The organism is candidate division KSB1 bacterium, from assembly GCA_034505495.1.
GTDB lineage: Bacteria > Zhuqueibacterota > Zhuqueibacteria > Residuimicrobiales > Krinioviventaceae > Fontimicrobium_A.
This window is the reverse complement of the sequence record JAPDQV010000002.1, coordinates 196,397-214,947: the sequence shown is the minus strand read 5'-3', so window position 1 is coordinate 214,947 and position 18,551 is coordinate 196,397. Positions and strand designations below refer to the sequence as shown.

The following is an 18,551-nucleotide window of genomic DNA, read 5'->3' as shown; positions in this document are numbered from 1 at the left end:
GCTGCTCCATGGTCATGCTCATTTCAAAATTACATCCAAAAACCCTATATTAAACATAGGCAGCAAATTTTAAACGGCATACTCTGACCGCCTTTGTTAGAGAGAATACGATTCATTATACAAATCAAAGGCAGGCCAATCGAAATAAATGTTGCAAGCGTCACTGTTATATCGGGCGCCGCATTTTGAGAGGAAAGTCTATGGCGACAAATACTGTTTGCCCCTATGTTGTTCGACATCAATCCTGGCTCATAAAAAACGTATTGAGCAATTATTTTAAATCCATAGAGGTTTTTTCATCCTTGTATCAAGAGATTGCGGAAGGATGTCAGATCAATTTTGCAAGACTGAAGAAACTGAGTGACTTGTTGTTTCGGGTTAAAGAAGATTTGCATCTAATCTACAAAAGGATTTCAGACCCCCAAAAGAGGGAATATGAAAAAGCGCTGAAATGCCTTCCGAACGAGACCGAGCAGGCCTTTATTAATCATGTTGGATTGATGTTTCACAAAGTAATGGTCGCGCGTGAATTACAGTACATGATTGAATATTATGGGGCTGATCAAGACGAAAATATAAAGGAACTTGAAAAGTCTTTACGCGAATACTTTGAACGAATCCATAATCTCATTGCAAAAGGATCCAGCCTGCTGGCTGACTTTATTGCATTATTCAGTCAGGATGTCGTTGTTTGCTCTTTTTTATACGAAAGCTTTAAAAATGTGCAATCCGCCCCGCTGCAGCAAATGACAAGTCAAATGAACGGGTACTTGGGCGAGAATTGGTTCAGGATCGCCGAATATTATGCCGAGAGCGGCTGGTACCCTAAAGCGAAAGCCGTGCTTGAAGAGCTGCTTTCCTCCAATCCCGATCATGAAAAGGGAAAAGCTTTAATGGCCGCCGTAAGCAAATTACAGGAAGAATCTGTTGATTTGTAATCAAAAAAGCGATACTTTTAATAAACCATAAAGAGGAGGAGAAGTATGGCTTTCAAGGAAGATATGCGGGCCGGAGTTTCCATTTTAGAGTTAAAAGGCAAGCTGATGGGAGCGCCGGAGACGACTGAAATCCACCAAAGAGTTAAAGAACTGGTTGCCAACGGCGTAAAAAAGGTGGTCATAGATTTGGGCGGAGTGACCTGGATGAACAGCTCAGGCATCGGCATGCTGATGAGCGCGCTTTCGACCGTGCGCAATGCCGGCGGTGAATTGAAGGTTGCCCGCGCAACTGAAAAAGTCAAAAGCCTTTTTATGATTACAAAAATCATTACCACCTTTGAGCACTATGATTCGGTCGAAGAGGCGATAGCATCTTTCAATCAATAGTTTTTCAAAGTAAAAAGCAAGCAACCGGTAATATGGGGCAGTGATGCCCCATATTTTTTCGGCGACGTGAGGGAAAACGCTAGCCGTTTACGGTCTTTTCATAGGTGGGTACGTTATGAAAACAAAGATTTTGTTCTGCTGCATCATTTTTACGGCGGGGTTCGGATTGTACACAGCCCGGGCAGCCGTCAACAAGCCAATGGAAATTGTAACCGTTCACGGCGCGGAATGCGGCGGTTTTCTGTCCAAGACGATCGACGGGGTGCGCGTATTCGTTTACGATCAAGCTTCTTCTTCCTGGTCGCCGATTCCTTTTCAGGTCGATGAGTTTAGAGAAAAAGAGGGGACGCCTCAAGCCAAAGAGATAGATTGGTGGGGGGATGGTAAATTGACCGCCTTGGACGAGATCGTGTTCATGGCGAAGGACTTGAAGGACAAGGCTCCCGATCTGACCGCATGGCCCAACGACGAAACGTCCAAACTCTTTCCGCGATACGAAATCAATTGTACCGATCTTCAAACCGGCGAATCGGGTTACGCCTATATCTTTTACTCCCCTACCCTGCCGAAGAGTGATGTCTCATACATAACATACAAAAACGATCGTGTTTACGGTTTGACTTACGGCATAGCCCACCATTCCGAAGTCGCTTCCGGATTTCCGGATTCGCTGGCCATCGTAGGCAATAATGTAGATATATTGGAGAATTGGCGTGTCCGCGGCGTCATCAAAAAGCTGTCTGTTCAGGTGACCTACCAGGGGAACAATGTAACCGCCACTGGCAGCAACATCCATTTTTGGGAAAAAATGAAGGATTACAATATTACGCTAACCTATACTTTCATCAATATTACCATTAAAACGACAGCTTTCCATGACCAAAGCAGGTTGTTGGTAAAGCCAGGGCCCATTCGTGTTTTGCGTCGTCATGTAATGGGTATTCGATTCTATAATAACTTGGCCAACCTTGACGATACATCACGAGTTCCGATAACAACTTTTTATTACCCTCACTATTCCGAATTCGAGCCGGCTTTTTCTCTCAACCTGGCCGGCGACGCCATCAAAACCTTGGAAACCGAATATCTTTCTTTCAGCGAAGCGTTCAATACCAGCGCCATGAACATTTTCTTTTTCGGCAATAATTTTGTCAGTGACGCCGGGGCCTCCGACACTCTGGTCAATGGTTCGCCGGTGAACGTCATCTACAAAAAGCTGCTCGGCACCGCTGATTGGCCGGGAAACCACTGGTACGGCTTTTCGGGCAGAACCGCGACAACTTTTCGCAACGCTTCGATCATCACTTTTACCACTCTCCGCGGGACGCGGATCGCGCCCAACCGCTCGCCGGCTCTCTATTATTTTGATCTCAAAAACAGTTTTCCCGATAACAGCGTTCCGGTTTACGGCGATGCAGGCCTGCAAATCTATGATTGGAAAAAAACCGCGGCCGAGCCTGTTTTCAGCATCGACATGCGCTTCCGAAGCTACTACCTGCCGCAAAACATGACGCGCGCGGAAATGCAGGCCTTCTACAACAAATACATCCAGCCGATGACGGTCAGCATTACAGGGCAAAATTATAGCGCGCCGGTCGACAACATTCCGCCCGGGCGCATCGTCGATCTGCGGGTCATCGACCGCAGCGAAACCACCGTGACGTTGGCGTGGACCGCACCGGGAGACAACGGCTATTCCGGCGGTCCCGCCTGGTACTATGTCATCCGTTACAGCACCATACCGCCGAACGATCCGCCCGGCGGCACCGATTGGGAGTGGTGGTCAAACGCAAATACGCTGCAGGCACCGCCGCCGCCCGGTATTCCGGGAACCACGCAAACGTGCATCATCACAGGACTTGCTCCGGGAACAACCTATTATTTCCGCATCAATGTCGTGGATTTGGCTAAAAATACCTCGGGCTTGTCTAATGTGGCCGTCGAAAGCACGACCCCTGTGGAGCTGGCTGCCTTTACCGCCGAGCTTTTGCCTTCTCGGCAGGTTGCACTCAAATGGCGGACCGAAAGCGAAACGAACAACCTCGGCTTTGCCGTGGAACGACGAATGAACGATGAGACCGAATGGCGGCAGATCGGCTTTGTTGCCGGTGTCGGAACGACCGCCGAAGCTCGGGAATACAGGTTCGTCGATGCGCCGCCGATAGGCTCCCTGCAGTATCGCCTTAAACAGATCGACACGAACGGCGCCTATGAGTACAGCGGTATAGTCGGCATCGTGCTGACTGCGCCCCGCGCTTTTGCTCTGCTGCAGAACTATCCGAATCCCTTCAATCCTTCGACAACCATTGCTTATGAAGTTCCTGCGGGCGTAACGGGACGGCTAACTTTGCAGGTATATGACCTTTTAGGCCGCAAGATCCGCACACTGGAGGACAAAGAGATTCAGGCCGGCTATTTCAGTATTTCATGGGATGGGCTCGACGACCAGGGTCGTCCTGCGCCGACCGGCGTCTATCTGTACCAGCTCTGCGCCGGCGACTATCAAGCGACGCGCAAGATGATCAAAGTGCAATAAAATGCGGGACAAGCACGCAGAATTTAGCGATCAAAAGCGGCGGTTCGTCACCGAAATCGAAGTGCGGGTGACCGACTTGAACTACGGCGGCCATTTGGCCAACGATCGCGTGCTGTCTTTTTTTCATGAGGCGCGCGTGAGATTCCTGCACTCCCTTGGTTTATCAGAAAAGGACATCGGCGAGGGCGTGTCGCTTACGCAGACCGAGGCGTTCGTTCAATACAAAAGCGAGGCGTTTTTAGGTGAAAGGCTTGTCTGCGCCGTATGGCCGCAGGAAATCGGCCGCGTGCGGTTCCGCCTTGCCTATGAGCTGACCGAGTTAAATTCGAAGCGCCTCGTCGCTTTCGGAACCACCGAACTCGCAGGCTTTGATTATGCGTCCCGCCGCGTCTGCAGGCTGCCGGATTCGTTCAAAAATACTCTGTCCAATCTCTGACAGCATGGCTTGCCTTAGATGATCGTTTTAATTGGTCGCATTCATGTAGCAAGCATTATGCAGCTTTTACAAACTCTCTTCCGCCAAAGATAATGAAAACAGCCTGCTTCCTGCTTGTTGCCGTGCTTTCGGCCGCCGCGTGTAAAGCCGATTCGCCTTATCGTCCGCTCTCTTGGTCCGACGGCTCGATCCTGGCCGGCGCCGCCGTGATCGGAGGGATAGCCTCCGTCCTGGATCGGCGCATCGAGCCTTTTACCCCGACGGAAATCGCAAACTTGTCAAAAGAATCCGTCAATGCGTTCGATCGACCGGCAATCGCCCACTTTTCCGAAACCAGCCAAAAGCTCAGCGATTGGGGGCTGCGCGTCGCCTTGCTGCTGCCGGCAGCTTTTGCTTTTGACGATCGGCCGTCCCGCGACGGCGGGAAAATCGCGGCAATGTATGCCCAGACTCTGTTTACGGTCGGTGCATTGACAGAAATCACCAAAGTGACGGTCAAAAGAGTCCGGCCTTACGCTTACTCTATTGATCCAACTCGCGCCGAACAGCTGCCGCGAGATGCGCGGAAATCTTTTTTTTCGGGCCATACATCGGCTGCCTTCGCGGCAGCCGTCTTTAGCGCCAAAGTCTATGAAGACTATCATCCCGATTCGCGTCTGAGGCCGGTTATCTGGGGCGGAACCTTGACTCTCGCCTCGGCTGTAGGCGTCTGGCGGGTAACTGCCGGCAAACATTTTCCCAGCGATGTGCTGGCCGCCGCCGTAGTCGGCAGCGCCGTCGGGTATGCGATCCCTTACGTCCATAAAAAAACGTCTTCGCTTTCACTTAATTCTTTTCCCCAGTCGATTGTCTTTACCGTCTCTTTTTGATTTAAACAAGGCATTTGAAATAGCAGCAAAAATCGCTAAAATTAGCCGATTAGTATTGACGGTTGTCATTTTGGAGAGCCTATGAGAAGCTGGATGCTTTTGCCTATCGCGTTGGTGACGATTTTTTGCTGCAGCAAAAGCAGCAGTGAACCCAAGGCGCCGCCCGAACAGCCCTGGCCGTTCGCTCCGCCGTCAACGCAGCCGCTCGATGCCTTTGCTATGAACGCCAAGATCGGCCGCGGCTTCAATATGGGCAATGCGCTGGAGGCCAACTATGAAGGCGAATGGGGGATGGTCATAAAGGACGAGTATTTCCGCATTATTGCCGAAGCGGGATTTACATCGGTTCGCCTGCCGGTGACCTGGTCGGCGCATTCGATGCCGGCGCCGCCGTTTCTCATTGACGAGGCCTTTTTCCAGCGCGTCGATCATGTCGTGCAGGAAGCCTTGAAAAACGGCCTCGTCGTGATTCTGAACAACCACCATTTCGATGCATTGAACGAGAACCCTGCCGGCAACCAACTGTGGCTGGAGGCGCTCTGGCGGCAGATCGCCGATCGCTATAAAAATTATCCTGATGAGGTCTATTTCGAAATTTTGAATGAGCCGCACGGCGCTTTTAACAGCGCCCCTCAAATCTGGAATAAAATGGCCGCGGATGTCCTCAGAATCATCCGCGTGACGAATCCTTACCGGATGGTAATCATCGGGCCGGTGCAGTGGAACAGCATCCGCATGCTGAACACCCTGGAGCTGCCCGAGGAGGATCGCGGCATCATCGCCACCTTTCATTTCTATGATCCCTTTCAATTTACGCATCAAGGGGCCGAATGGGCAGGCAGCGAGGCCATGAATTGGCTGGGCACCAAGTGGACGGGGTCGGCTGCTGAACGCAAGGCGATTACCGATCCTTTTGAAGCCGCAGCCGCTTGGGGTCGCAACCACAATCGGCCGCTCTATATGGGCGAATTCGGCGCCTACTACAAAGCCGACGACAACTCGCGCTATCGTTGGACCGACTTTGTGGCGCGGACGGCGGAACGGCTGGGCATTTCGTGGACTTATTGGGAATTCGGCGCGGGATTCGGCGCCTACGATCGTGACAAAAACGCATGGCGTCCGCTGCTGCTCAAGGCTTTGATGCCCTCATAAGGCGCGGATGCCGTGATCTATACAATCCTCACAAAAAGGGAGAGCGAAGGAATATGGAGAATGATTTAACGCGTCGGGAATTCGTCGGCAGACTGGCGGCGTTGAGCGCTGCGGCGACAGTCGGCCTTAAAGCCGGAGAGACCGCCGATCTGCCGATCGGCATTCAACTTTACAGCGTGCGCACCGTGTTGGGCAAAGACTTTAAGGAAGGATTGAAAAAGGTGGCCGAGATCGGCTATCGGCATTTTGAGTTCGCTGGTTACGGCGGACTGAACGCTGCTGAGCTGACGGAGGTTCTGAAGCCTTTAGGGGTGACGGTCTGCGGTACGCATGAGGGCTATGACGGACTGGTCAAGAATACGGACGCCGTGCTGGAATTCAATCAGGCGATCGGCAACCGGTTTGTCGTGGTGCCGATGATGCCCGGCATGGGCCGCAGCGGCGGCGTCGAAGAAGTAAAGAAATTCGCACAATCTCTGTCAGAAATCGGCGAGAAAGCGCGACAGCGCGGCCTTCAGCTCTGCTATCATAATCACAGCTTCGAGTTCGCCAAGATCGACGGCGAGCGTACTCTTTGGGATGTACTGTTCAGCACGGCAGACCCCGAGCTGGTCAAGGCGGAGCTGGATGTTGCCTGGGCGTTCAATGCCGGCGTCGACCCGGTCGAGCTGATGGACCGCTGGGCGGACCGCATCATCCTCCTGCATATGAAGGACTTGGACGAGCAAAAGCGACTGGCGCCGGTCGGCGAGGGCGTCATTCCGATGGACAAAGTCATCAAGAAGGCTCATGAGATCGGCGTCAAGTGGTTCATTGTTGAACAGGACCAGCCGCGTGCGGACAAAGATATTCTGGACGAAATCGCGGTGAGCTACCGCAATCTCGTCAAGCTGCTGAGTTGAAAGGCGGGCGGTTCCGGTTGGCGGGAAACGGAACCGCCGTCTGTATCTTTCTCATTGCATCGATGGATATTTTTTCTTAAGCTTTTGTCGCCTGGTCATCGAACACCGGCTGCGACTGTTCACACTCCTAGGGGAAAACCAGCCGATTGAGAACCCTTTCCAAGGAAAGGAGACGTTATGCCTCTCTCTGCGGGTGAATCAAGCGAACAACTCATCCCTTTGACGCATCTGATGGCAACGTTGGGCATTCTGCTGGCGTTTTCGTTTTTCATCGAGCGTCTGTTGGCGGTATTGGCGGTCTTGATGGACAGATTCGAGATCCTGCGCCGCCTCATGTCTCCCAAAACTCCGAAGGATTTGGCGGATCGCTTGGCGCTGCTGCGTCGGGCGGATGAGGAGAGTGCTCTCCTGCGCTCCTCGATTCGGCTGGCCGACGGCGGGGCGGAAATTCCCTTCCATCCTGCCGTTTCGCCGCGCAGCGAGCCGATTCTACGCCTTCAACCGCCGACGCCGCCGGATGCCCTCAAAGTGCGCAAAGAGTTCTGGTGCCATCTTTTCGGCATATTCATCGGCCTGGCCGGCTGTTATTATTGGCGGCTTTCCTTTCTGCGTCTTATCCGCGTCGAAGCGATGAGCGCGGATTTGGCGCCGCGTTTCTGGGAATACCTGTTACTTGGTGTGCTGATCGGTTCAGGCAGCAAGCCGATCCACTTTCTTATGAAATATCTCCTGACGCGCCGCATTGCCGCACTCAAAGCATTACCTGAGGCGCAAAGCGAGTCGGCGCCGCAAGCGGTCATAGCGAGACCGGAGGAACAGCCGATTTCCCGCCTTTCGCTGTCGCCGTCTATTGAAGAGATCGTCGGCTTTGTCTACGACGGCGGCGATCGGCCGGAGCGGCTCGAGCATACGCACCTGCGCGAACAGCCGCCGGATAGGATCATCTATCATCATACTTGTCTGCATGCACAGGCTTCCTTTGCAGACTTGGTGCGTGTATTCGACGATAAAGGCTGGCTCACCGGCTATCATTGCGTGGTTTTTCGCGACGGTACGATCCGCGTCTTGTGCCGATGGGATCGAATCGGCAATCATGCGCTCGGCTATAATCAGCGTTCGCTCGGGTTGGCATTTCAAGGCAATTTCGAAACCGGTCCGGCCCTGCCTTTCTCCAATTTTGACGGCAGATACGGGCCTACTACACCTTCGGAGCCGCAACTCGAAGCCGGTGCCAGAGTCATTGCACTCTGGTGCCTTCTCTACAAAATCCCTTTGGACTTTAAGGTCATTCTTCCGCATCGGGCGGTTGCCGATAAAACCTGCCCGGGCAGCAACTTTCCCGTCTCCCGCTTCGAAAAACGGATCGCAGCCTATTACGAAGAATGGCGTGATGACAAAACGTTTCAAAAGGCGCTGAAACGGTTTAAACAGCTTCCGATGGTCATCGCCTAAGGAGGGAAAGCAAATGGCAGAAAACTACTTTATCACCCGCATCACTGCCGTCTTTTTCTCCTACCTGGTGGCTGCTCTCTTTATTGAGCGCCTGGTCGAGGCCCTGCTGGCCGCGCTGAAGTACTTGGAACTCCGTCTTGGGCGACCTGATTGGCTCCAACTTGCCGGTCTGCTGCAACGGCGGCTGCAGCGGTTTTACCATCTCGAGTCGCTCGAAAAAGGGGGCGGGGCCGTACTGGACGGCATCCTTTGGCAATTCGTCATCGTGACCCAAGGTGAAAATCGCATCCTTTCCGCCGATCTGGTTCGGCTGTACTACTATCGCCTCATCTCTTATGGGCTGACCTTTGCCGCTGCGGTCGGGATGACCTTGTTGGTGCATTACGACCTGGTCGGCATTCTCGTCCAGGCCTACCCAGAGATGCTCAAACTGTTTGATCCGCGCCCTTATCCGGCAGTCAATCTTTTGCTGAGCATATTGGCACTGTCTCTGGGCGTACAGCCGCTGCATCAAATGATCAGCCGCATCGAAAAACGATTGGAAAAGAAACGGCAAGCAGGAGAACAATCATGAACACGCTGAAAAATTTGTTCTTCGACACGACGGGCCTTCTTTTCATCTCTGTTTTTTTCGCGCTGTTGATTCTTTTTCTGCTCGATTTCAAGGTAACGAGCCGTCAGTCATGGACGGCACTTTTAGCTTTTGCCGTGTTGGCGGGCCTTGTAGCCGTGCAGTCCTGGCGACGAAAGCAGCTGTTGCGGATGTTGGAGGAGCGGGAAAAGGCTTTGCAGGAGCTGGAAAAAAGGTACGAACAGCTCAAAGAGGAAGCCAAAATCAGCGAGGCGGCCTATCTTGCAGCGAAGGAAGAACTGCGCGCGGCGAAATTGGCGGCCGCGAAAGCTATTCTCAAGGCGGACGGGGAATTGGATGCCGAGCTGGCGAAAATTGAAGAAGAGTATGCCAATATGTCGCTCGAAGAGTCGATCGCACGCATCAAAGCGGCGCTGGGAGGCGGACAATGAACCGGCTGATGATGATTATGCTGACCTTGGCCGTCGCTGCTGCAGCGCAAAATTTGACGCTCCGCCGCGATGCCGAAACGATGCCGATGATTCAGGTTGATGAACGCATTTGGGCCGTCGAGATGGACGGCAGAACGTTTCTGCTGCTCGAACGCAGCCTCGTCGATTCACTGACGAAAAAGATCGCGCGCCAGGAAGCGGTAATTCGTCGCCACGAAGCCGTATTGGCGGCCCAAGACTCTCTGCTTGCACGTTATCAAAGCTACGAAACCGCAGCGGACGCTCACATCGCCAAGCAACAAGAATTGCTGGCGGCGGCCGACAGCCTGCAGCGCGGCTATCGCTCTTTGTATTTCGATGCGAAAAAATTGCTCGGCTATGCGTCGTTTTCGGCAACGACCGGCCTCGGCTGGATCAACACGGAGGGCAGCAGTCAGGCAGCCGCCCTTGTGGGCCTCACTTGGCGGCGTAACGTCATCAATGCCCTGATCGGCCGCAAGAGTTTCGCCATTGCGATCGGTATTCACTGGCCTATTTTTTAAAAATTCTGTTATTTGCGGATCTTCCTTCCTTCATTCATTATTATTATTATAGCAGGAAGATTTAGGTTGAAGTTTAATATCTGCCTCTCTATTTTCTCAAAAAATGGAAAGGGAGATGAAAACAATTTTTGCCGCCCTTGTTTCATTCTTGGCCGCCTTTCAGGTTCATGGTACAGAACCTTATCAAGGAAAAGTCCGCGATTTCGTAGGCATCAACTCGAACGTCGGTGCTTATGACAATCGCATTGTGGGAAAGCTTGCCCAAGTCGCCGAGTGGATGCGCGAGTATCATCGTTGGGAGCATTACGAGCAGACGCGCAATCTGTACGGCTGGGATGACAAGACGCCCGCCCACAACGGCAGCGCTTGGCCTTTTCATACGCGCTTTGTTGAAGAATGCGCCCGCTACGGCATTCACATGGTGTTGTGCGCCGAAGGTTCCACGGCCTGGGCCGGAGCGGGCGGGCGAGCCGACGCGCCGCCTTACGGCAGCCACGACGGCACCCAAGAAGAACACTATCGCGACAAAGCAGAGTTTATTGCGCAGGCCGTGGCGCGCTACGGCTCGCAGAAAATCGATGCCGACAAGCTGCAAACCGCGGACAAGCTGAGCGGCCTCAATTTAATTCAATATTATGAAGACGAAAACGAACCGGATCAATGGTGGCGGCAGCCGACCTGGCCGGCGGCAATGTACGCCAAGTATTTGAACGCCGTGCACGACGGCTGGAACGTGCCGCCGCACCCCGATTACCCTCTGATCGGCATCAAGAATGTCGATCCGAATGCAGTGCACGTGCTGGGAGGATTGGCGGCAAGGGACATCCAATATCTTGACGATATCCTCGCCAACACCGGCGGCAGAATTCCCTTCGACGTCATCAATTTTCACCATTACTGCACGACCGGGTCAGCTGCCCGTCCGCCCGAAGACGAATCGTACGGCCTGGAGAAAATCTGCAGGACCTTTCTAAACTGGCGCGACAGACATACACCTGGGCTGCCGGTGTGGTTGACCGAATTCGGCTGGGATACTTTTCAAAATGAGCAGGGCAAAGGATCGTACGTCTATGCGGGCGAGCAGGCACAGGCGAATTATCTGCTGCGTTCGATCTTTTTGCTGATGGGTTACGGCATCGACAAGGCGTTCGTCTTTTTCGATGTGGATCCGGACAGCCGAAGCATTGTGCAATATGCCTCCTGCGGCGTCATGACCGATAAGGCGCGCGGATTGAAGCCCAAAACCTCGTTTTACTATTTGGCGACGCTCAAAAATTTCCTCGGCGATTACAGCTTTGATCGAGTTGAGCAGTACCGACAAGGCAACCCGGAGGTGTATTGCTGTCGATTAAAGAGTCCGGAGCCGAACCGCTACGCCTATGTGCTTTGGTGCCGCAAGCCGAAAGCCAAGGCCGACGACGGAACGGTCATCGCCGATTATCGGTTCGAAAGAGCGGGCATGTAGAAGGTGCAGGTATTTGAGCCGGTCAATTCGAGCGAGCTTGGTCAGGAGATCAGTGTAAAACTGGAAAACGCCGGTCAAGCGAACGCGGCGGTTACGCTGCGATTGTCGGAAAAGCCTATCTTTTTGTTCGTGAATATTCGCCCCGCCGCAGCAGTTAATGAGCGCTTCCATCCAACCGATTTCAACATGCGAACATTTCCCAATCCTTTTAATTCGGCGTTCACGCTGGTGTACGACCTGCCGCAGGCGGCGGACGTGGTCATAAGCATCTACGATCTCGGCGGTCGCTTGGTCAAGCAATTGCAGATGCGAAAGGAGTTCGGGCGCAATTATGAGCAGATCAGCCTGAACGGCGAGGCAGGGTCAGGCGTTTATTGGGTAAAATTGACGGCAGGCGATGTTTCCGCGCGACAAAAAATTTATCATATTCAATGAGCTTTGCGTTCAAATAAAAGAGATTTTGCCTTTCTTCGCCCATTAAAAGGGAACGAGAAGCAGACAATTCTTAGCGGGCTCTATCATACAATAATTAAAACTTCGGCAGGATGAGCAAATAAGTGACAGAAAAGCCGGACAAAATTCATGTAGGTATTCCTTCCTTTTTTTCGCCTACCTCGCGCATCGACCGCTCCTGCAAACAAAACTTGCACAGTTGTGAATTAATCGGAACGATACCGGATCGATCGCCGAGCTAATAGGTTTCACAAAAAATGAGTCATGATGGACTATTTTACGGGCGTTCAGATGCACCGTGAAGAGCCGAATACCGGAAGGATCAAGCGCTATCTTAACCCGTTCTTAATTTTGACTAAAAATTATTTTTACTTACTTTTTAATATCAGAGAGCTTTGAGGAGCTGAAATGAAACGTCTCATCATCATCGTGTTGGTTTTTTCGATTGTCGCTTTTGCCGGCCAAGTTCCTTTTTCCAAAGGCGTCAATCTTACCGGCTGGTTTCAGGCATCGGGGGTGCGGCAGGTGCAGTTCAGCAAATTTACCAAGCAGGATTTCCTCAACATCCAAAGTCTGGGTTGCGACGTGGTACGGCTGCCGATCAACCTAATAGCCATGTCGAATGGTATGCCGAATTACACTCTGGATCCTTTGTTTTACTATTTCCTCGATCAAGTGATCGATTGGGCCGAGGAACTGGGCATCTATCTGATCCTGGATTATCACGCCACCGAGTCCTCAACCTTTACAGATCCCAACTTGGAAAAAAGCCTGATCGCGTTGTGGACGCAAATGGCCGAACGCTATAAAAATCGTTCGAATCATATTCTCTATGAAGTCATCAATGAGCCGCACGACATTGCCGACAACAAATGGGGATCCATCCAGAAAAACGTCATCGAAGCCATTCGCAAGGTCGATCAAACCCATACCATCGTGGTGACCGGCGCGCAATGGGGCGGATATAACGCGCTGGCGGCGATTCCTAAATACACGGATGAAAACCTTCTCTACTCGTTCCATTTTTACGATCCGTTTATTTTTACCCATCAGGGTGCGGGTTGGACAAGCCCTTCGCTGACTTCGTTGGCCGGAGTACCTTTTCCTTATGACCCTGCCCGCATGCCGGCTTGTCCGCCGGACCTGAAAGGTACTTGGATAGAAAACAGCCTGGCGGGCGGCTATCGGGTAGACGGCACAGAAAAAAAGATCAAAGAGTTGATCGGCATGGCAATCAAGTTTCGCGACACCCGGAAAGTGCCCGTCTATTGCGGCGAGTTCGGCGTCTACATGTTGAACGCCGCCAACGAAGACCGTGTCCGCTGGTACGGCGTCGTGGCGCCCTATCTGACCGAACAGGGAATTCCGTGGACCATGTGGGATTATACCGGCGGTTTCGGCATCTTTCGCAAAGGCGGCAGCGATTTGTTCGAGCATGATGTTAATGTTGAACTGGTTGCGGCCATGGGACTCAATCCGCCGCCGCAAAAAGAATTTATTCTAAAGCCGGACAGCACGGGATTTGACATTTATACTGACGGTTTCGGCCGACGAATATTCGAGAGCAGCTGGGCCGGAAGCGGCAGTATTGATTTTTACAATGAAGAAGAACCGGCCAAAGGAAGTTTCTGCATTAAAATGGAAGAGGTCGATCAATATTGTCATACGGGCTTTCGTTTTAAACCGATCAAAGACCTTAGCGAATTGGTGAAAAAAGGGTATGCGTTGGACATTTACCTGCGTACCGATAATACGAATTTAATGTTCGATATACGCTTTATCGACACCAAGACCGAAGATCCGAACGATCACCCGTGGCGGATGAAATACACCGTCAGCAGAGCGCAGGCAAAATGGGACGGCAACTGGAAACATTTGCAGATTCCGCTAAAGAATTTTGTCGAAGGCGGATCATGGGACAATGCTTGGTACAATCCTGAAGGCAAGTTTGATTGGAAAGCCGTCAATGAGTTCCAAATTGTTGCCGAGCATTACAATTTCAAAGGGCGCACGCTCTATATCGATCACATTCGTATCGTGGATCCGAATGTGGTCAAAGTGGAAGAACCCGCCGTACCTGAGGTCTTTCGATTGACGAATCATCCGAATCCTTTTAATCCGACAACAACGATTGTCTATGAACTTGCCGTGCCTGGGCATGCCAGGCTGGAAATTTTCGATTTGCGCGGCAGGCTCGTCGCCGTTCTGGTCGACGCGCCGCAAGCCGCAGGCGTCCATCGGGTGCCCTTTGCAGCCGAACATCTGGCTGCGGGTGTATACCTTTGCCGACTGGCTATCGGCGACAGGTCGATTGTGCACAAAATTACGCTGCTGCGTTGAAAAGCGCGCAAGATCGTTTGATCTGGTTTATAATTTAAAAAGGACAATCCGCAACATTAGAGTTAAGCAAACGAAACCAAAGGAGGAAATCGACAAAAACATAAAGAGTGCTCTCGTTCTATCAGCTTTTTCACTAAACTATGCTCTTTAGTAAAAGAGCGAAAACTAGGCTGTTTTGTTTAACCTTTGTGGAGTTGTTTGTCTATGAAGCGTGTCGTTGTTTGTTGTCTTTTGGCCGTCTCTATAGTTTTTGCCGAAGTGCCGTTTAACCGCGGCGTCAATATAACCGGCTGGTTCCAAACGCTGGTACCGCGGCATCTGCAGTTTACTAAATTTACCAAGCAGGATCTGATCAACATCAAAAGCCTCGGCTGCGACGTGATCCGTCTGCCGATTTTTCTGCAACACATGCATGCCGGTCCCCCCGAATACAAACTGGATCCGATCCTTTATCATTTTCTCGACCAGGTCATCGATTGGGCCGAAGAGTTGGAGATCTATTTGATTTTGGACTATCATACCTACGATGCCACCTTATTTACCGATCCCAATTTAGAAAAAAATTTGATTGCCATATGGACGCAGCTGGCAACTCGTTATAAGGATCGATCCAATTACATTCTATATGAAATTGCCAATGAGCCCAATAACATCAGCATTACAAAATGGGGCAGAGTACAAGGCAATGTGATCAATGCGATTCGTAAAGTGGACGAGAAACATACCATCATTGTGACCGGCACAGATTACGGTCACTATAATACTTTGGATGCGCTGCCGAAATACACCGATCAAAATCTGATCTATACATTCCATTTTTATGATCCGTTTTTGTTCACCTGCCAGGGCGCCGACTGGGTCAATCCGCCTCTTACCACGCTGGCCGGTGTGCCGTTTCCGTATGACCCGTTCAGAATGCCGGTCTGCCCGAAAGAGCTGCGCGGCACCTGGGTAGAAACCAGCCTGAAATCGTATTACCAATATGATGGGACGCCGGAAAAGGTCAAAGAGTTGATCGACACGGCGGTCCGTTTCCGCCTCAGCCGAAACGTGCCGGTGTACTGCGGCGAGTTCGGTGCTTATATGCCGAAATGCGACAATCAGGATCGTGTCCGTTATTATGATGTCGTGGCAAATTATCTGAGCGAGCAAAACATCCCGTGGACGATGTGGGATTATACAGGCGGCTTCGGCATTTTCCGCCACGGCGGCAACGATTTGTTCGAACACGACGTCAACGTCGAGTTGGTTAACGCCATGGGACTCAATGCCCCGCCGCAGACTCCATTTGTGCTTCGGCCGGACAGCACCGGTTTTGACCTGTATACCGACTATTACGGCGAACATTTACACGAACAGGTCTGGGCAGGGAACGGCGTCATCGATCTCTATTCAGAAGATCAACCTGCCAAAGGCAGGTTCTGCATCAAAATGAGCGATGTAGAGCAGTATTGTTTCGTCGGTTTTCGTTTTAAACCGATCAAAGATTTGAGCAAACTGGTGGAAAAAGGATATGCGCTCGACATCTATTTGCGCTGTGATAATCCGCAGATGTCGCTTGATGTACGGTTCGTGGATACAAAAACTGAAGATCCGAACGATCATCCGTGGCGGATGAAATACTCCATCAGCAGGGTTCAGACCCAATGGGATGGCCAGTGGAAACATTTACAGATACCGCTGAAAAACTTTACGGAAGGCGGGTCTTGGGATAATGCCTGGTACAATCCCGAGGGTAAATTCGACTGGCAGGCCGTCGAGCAATTCCAAATCATTGCCGAGTACCACAGCTTCAAAGGACGTACGCTGTACGTCGATCACGTGCGCATTGTCGATCCGCAAGTGGTCAAGGTGGATGAACCCTCCGTACCGGAAACCTTTCAGTTAACGAACTATCCCAATCCCTTTAATCCGCGGACGACCATCAGTTACCGCTTGCCGGTTGATGCGAATGTGCGTTTGACGATTTACAATTCGTTGGGGCAAATCATCCGCGTCCTGGCAGAAGGCAAAGCGGCTGCCGGCAGTCATACGACAGTTTGGGACGGCCTGGGCGACGACGGTCTTCCGGCGCCCAGCGGTCTCTATTTCTATCGGCTGGAGACCGATCACTTTTCAGAAACGCAAAAAATGATGCTGCTGCGCTGACTTAAAAAGCCCGAAAGCTGTCGCTTTCGGGCTTTTTTTATTTATGCCGGATATGTACCCATCATGTGCAGCTTCAATTCACCGCCGTTTCAGGAACGGTCGGTGCGCCCTATTGCCATCAATAAAATCGAGGTTAACATTAAAGTTTGAATAGCGGGCGAACGAGCCGTCTGCTGCCCTTTATTAAACGCATGCAGCTTCACGAACTAAAGACTGCAAATGCCTGCGCCTCCTTTCGCGCAGCCTTTTTATTAGCGGGAAATCGGCACATTTTTAATGGCAGTCACTGTTTGTAAAAGGCGGCGATTGCCGTTGCAGATACCTCATCCTTCTAAATCCGCCTACCCTTTCTGCGCATAACCTTTCCATTTTTTAATTTCTTTCCAACAATGACTGATATAGCTGAAATTCGCCCAGTTCATTCTTCCAGCTATGTTATAAAAAAAGGCGGTTCCAAGTCTGAAACCGCCTTATCACCCAAGGATTATTGCTGAATCGACTAGCGCATCAGCAGCATTTTATGAATGCGTATTTGATTTTCCGTCTTTAATTGGCAGAGATAAACGCCGGACGGCATCTCTTGCCCCTCATTATTTTTGCCGTTCCAGGTTTGCGTGTATTCGCCTGCCGGTTGGAATCCTTCCGCGAGTCGGGTTACAAAACGGCCGCGCGCATCCAAAATATTTAACTCGACAAAAGCATTACGGGGCAATGAGTATACGATTTCCGTCGAAGGGTTGAAGGGATTGGGGTAATTGTTCAGCAACAGGCGGCTGTCAGGCACACCCGCTGTGACTCGAGAGGTCTTGAGCGCTCTCTCCAATGCATCGCCGCCGAAAAGAGAAAAGGATCCATCGGAAAATTTGTACATTAACATATAGGTATTATCATTAACCGAATCATCCACCCAGATGAGCAATTGGTCATCCATTTGGGTTTCGCCCGGAAGGACGGCAACACCGCGTGAATTGGCCTTGCCCTCCGGAACCAGTGCAGCAGGATTATTGTCCACGATGGCTGCGAATAAGTCGTTCTCGTAGAAAAGCACTGAAGAAATTGGGGCACTAAAGTCAAAACCGTTCCCCGAATTGACCCATGTTACTTCGATAATCTGGGCGTCGCTGAAGGAGCCAAAGTTCGATAGGTACAGTTTTACAGTAGAAGGATCCGGCTGTCGAACCGCCAACCCGTTATGAAAATCGACAGACAGTTCGTCAGGCTGCAGGCCGGCACCTGCCGACCCGATATCGTTCCAGGAAAGAGTCGTGGTCTTTGCAGCAGGGGTGCTGCCTTCTACGATGATCAATTGGTCGTTGCCGAAGCCGCCGCCCGGCGCTTCATCGTACAGAAAATAAAGTGAATCGCTGAGTACAGCAAGCCCCTGGATCCCTACTTTTCCCGCGATCGAAGCGGGCGTAATCTCACTGCTGACGGCCGTTCCCATCACATCGGTCACCAGGTGAACCTTATCCTTGGCTCTGTCGATCACGATGGCGTCGAGCCGGTTTCCTTTATCGATGACCGCAAGATCGCGTACGTCGTTGAAATTTCCTTTGGGCGGACTTATCGCCCCAGTCCGGTCGTTTAGGACAAAGATGCTGCCCGGATTGCTTTTCGCATCACTTGTCTTACCGATTAACCACTCTGAGCCGGTAAGGTATCCAATAGCGCCTGACCCTCCGAATTCGGATGCCGAGATGATGGTACTGATCTCGGTCATTACGTCGAGTTTAACAAATTTCATATCATCGATGAAAGCAATAGAGTTCGGCCCCGTCGCCAAGGTTCCATAGTAGATTTCCACTGGGGTTTGAGCCGACAGCGTAAAAGAGAAACCTGCGGCCGTTAGGAAAATAGTAAGATATCTGCGGTTCATAGCTCAATTCCTTTCTTGTAATTCTTATAGAT

16 protein-coding genes are annotated in these 18,551 nt (G+C 51.5%); 15 read left to right on the top strand and 1 reads right to left on the bottom strand.

Going from position 1 to position 18,551, the window contains the following annotated elements; all coding sequences use genetic code 11:
- The first annotated feature begins 200 nt into the window (after positions 1-200).
- The 15 genes from ONB24_01890 (at position 201) to ONB24_01820 (ending at position 16,643) form a co-directional block, all read left to right on the top strand.
- Positions 201-938: a hypothetical protein gene (locus ONB24_01890; protein ID MDZ7314852.1), complete on the top strand. Its 738-nt coding sequence runs from the start codon at positions 201-203 to the stop codon at positions 936-938.
- A 45-nt stretch (positions 939-983) separates the two neighbouring features.
- Complete coding sequence (locus ONB24_01885) at positions 984-1,325, top strand: STAS domain-containing protein (GenBank protein MDZ7314851.1); 342 nt, start codon at positions 984-986, stop codon at positions 1,323-1,325.
- Positions 1,326-1,440: 115 nt separating this feature from the next.
- The gene (locus ONB24_01880; GenBank protein MDZ7314850.1) at positions 1,441-3,861 is read left to right on the top strand and encodes a fibronectin type III domain-containing protein; all 2,421 of its coding nucleotides are present in this window, start codon (positions 1,441-1,443) and stop codon (positions 3,859-3,861) included.
- Position 3,862: 1 nt separating this feature from the next.
- Positions 3,863-4,297, top strand: a complete 435-nt coding sequence (locus ONB24_01875) for an acyl-CoA thioesterase (GenBank protein MDZ7314849.1) — start codon at positions 3,863-3,865, stop codon at positions 4,295-4,297.
- A gap of 92 nt (positions 4,298-4,389) precedes the next feature.
- On the top strand, positions 4,390-5,166 hold the full coding sequence (locus ONB24_01870) for a phosphatase PAP2 family protein (protein MDZ7314848.1): 777 nt from the start codon (positions 4,390-4,392) through the stop codon (positions 5,164-5,166).
- 81 nt (positions 5,167-5,247) lie between these two features.
- Positions 5,248-6,318: a glycoside hydrolase family 5 protein gene (locus ONB24_01865; GenBank protein MDZ7314847.1), complete on the top strand. Its 1,071-nt coding sequence runs from the start codon at positions 5,248-5,250 to the stop codon at positions 6,316-6,318.
- A gap of 53 nt (positions 6,319-6,371) precedes the next feature.
- A complete protein-coding gene (locus ONB24_01860; protein MDZ7314846.1) occupies positions 6,372-7,220 on the top strand; it encodes a sugar phosphate isomerase/epimerase in 849 nt (282 codons plus the stop codon).
- 177 nt (positions 7,221-7,397) lie between these two features.
- Positions 7,398-8,672 (top strand): N-acetylmuramoyl-L-alanine amidase, encoded by a 1,275-nt coding sequence (locus ONB24_01855; protein MDZ7314845.1) that lies wholly within the window; start codon positions 7,398-7,400, stop codon positions 8,670-8,672.
- Between the two features lie 13 nt (positions 8,673-8,685).
- Positions 8,686-9,246: a hypothetical protein gene (locus ONB24_01850; protein ID MDZ7314844.1), complete on the top strand. Its 561-nt coding sequence runs from the start codon at positions 8,686-8,688 to the stop codon at positions 9,244-9,246.
- A complete protein-coding gene (locus tag ONB24_01845; GenBank protein MDZ7314843.1) occupies positions 9,243-9,695 on the top strand; it encodes a hypothetical protein in 453 nt (150 codons plus the stop codon). Before ONB24_01850 ends, ONB24_01845 begins: the two co-directional genes overlap by 4 nt.
- The gene (locus ONB24_01840; protein MDZ7314842.1) at positions 9,692-10,237 is read left to right on the top strand and encodes a hypothetical protein; all 546 of its coding nucleotides are present in this window, start codon (positions 9,692-9,694) and stop codon (positions 10,235-10,237) included. The genes ONB24_01845 and ONB24_01840 overlap by 4 nt, the downstream gene beginning before the upstream one ends.
- A 115-nt stretch (positions 10,238-10,352) precedes the next feature.
- On the top strand, positions 10,353-11,702 hold the full coding sequence (locus tag ONB24_01835; GenBank protein ID MDZ7314841.1) for a hypothetical protein: 1,350 nt from the start codon (positions 10,353-10,355) through the stop codon (positions 11,700-11,702).
- A gap of 3 nt (positions 11,703-11,705) precedes the next feature.
- A complete protein-coding gene (locus ONB24_01830; GenBank protein ID MDZ7314840.1) occupies positions 11,706-12,137 on the top strand; it encodes a T9SS type A sorting domain-containing protein in 432 nt (143 codons plus the stop codon).
- A 426-nt stretch (positions 12,138-12,563) separates the two neighbouring features.
- On the top strand, positions 12,564-14,495 hold the full coding sequence (locus ONB24_01825; GenBank protein ID MDZ7314839.1) for a cellulase family glycosylhydrolase: 1,932 nt from the start codon (positions 12,564-12,566) through the stop codon (positions 14,493-14,495).
- A 204-nt stretch (positions 14,496-14,699) separates the two neighbouring features.
- Positions 14,700-16,643 (top strand): cellulase family glycosylhydrolase, encoded by a 1,944-nt coding sequence (locus ONB24_01820; protein MDZ7314838.1) that lies wholly within the window; start codon positions 14,700-14,702, stop codon positions 16,641-16,643.
- A gap of 499 nt (positions 16,644-17,142) precedes the next feature.
- On the opposite strand, the gene ONB24_01815 is transcribed toward ONB24_01820, so the two are convergent.
- On the bottom strand, positions 17,143-18,519 hold the full coding sequence (locus ONB24_01815; protein MDZ7314837.1) for a T9SS type A sorting domain-containing protein: 1,377 nt from the start codon (positions 18,517-18,519) through the stop codon (positions 17,143-17,145).
- Positions 18,520-18,551 lie beyond the last annotated feature (32 nt).

What these genes read in the sequence shown, in the direction of transcription:
- ONB24_01890 (MDZ7314852.1), top strand. Translation starts at nt 201, where the DNA reads ATGGCGACAAATACTGTTTGCCCCTATGTTGTTCGACATCAATCCTGG.
- ONB24_01885 (MDZ7314851.1), top strand. Translation starts at nt 984, where the DNA reads ATGGCTTTCAAGGAAGATATGCGGGCCGGAGTTTCCATTTTAGAGTTA.
- ONB24_01880 (MDZ7314850.1), top strand. Translation starts at nt 1,441, where the DNA reads ATGAAAACAAAGATTTTGTTCTGCTGCATCATTTTTACGGCGGGGTTC.
- ONB24_01875 (MDZ7314849.1), top strand. Translation starts at nt 3,863, where the DNA reads ATGCGGGACAAGCACGCAGAATTTAGCGATCAAAAGCGGCGGTTCGTC.
- ONB24_01870 (MDZ7314848.1), top strand. Translation starts at nt 4,390, where the DNA reads ATGAAAACAGCCTGCTTCCTGCTTGTTGCCGTGCTTTCGGCCGCCGCG.
- ONB24_01865 (MDZ7314847.1), top strand. Translation starts at nt 5,248, where the DNA reads ATGAGAAGCTGGATGCTTTTGCCTATCGCGTTGGTGACGATTTTTTGC.
- ONB24_01860 (MDZ7314846.1), top strand. Translation starts at nt 6,372, where the DNA reads ATGGAGAATGATTTAACGCGTCGGGAATTCGTCGGCAGACTGGCGGCG.
- ONB24_01855 (MDZ7314845.1), top strand. Translation starts at nt 7,398, where the DNA reads ATGCCTCTCTCTGCGGGTGAATCAAGCGAACAACTCATCCCTTTGACG.
- ONB24_01850 (MDZ7314844.1), top strand. Translation starts at nt 8,686, where the DNA reads ATGGCAGAAAACTACTTTATCACCCGCATCACTGCCGTCTTTTTCTCC.
- ONB24_01845 (MDZ7314843.1), top strand. Translation starts at nt 9,243, where the DNA reads ATGAACACGCTGAAAAATTTGTTCTTCGACACGACGGGCCTTCTTTTC.
- ONB24_01840 (MDZ7314842.1), top strand. Translation starts at nt 9,692, where the DNA reads ATGAACCGGCTGATGATGATTATGCTGACCTTGGCCGTCGCTGCTGCA.
- ONB24_01835 (MDZ7314841.1), top strand. Translation starts at nt 10,353, where the DNA reads ATGAAAACAATTTTTGCCGCCCTTGTTTCATTCTTGGCCGCCTTTCAG.
- ONB24_01825 (MDZ7314839.1), top strand. Translation starts at nt 12,564, where the DNA reads ATGAAACGTCTCATCATCATCGTGTTGGTTTTTTCGATTGTCGCTTTT.
- ONB24_01820 (MDZ7314838.1), top strand. Translation starts at nt 14,700, where the DNA reads ATGAAGCGTGTCGTTGTTTGTTGTCTTTTGGCCGTCTCTATAGTTTTT.
- ONB24_01815 (MDZ7314837.1), bottom strand. Translation starts at nt 18,519, where the DNA reads ATGAACCGCAGATATCTTACTATTTTCCTAACGGCCGCAGGTTTCTCT.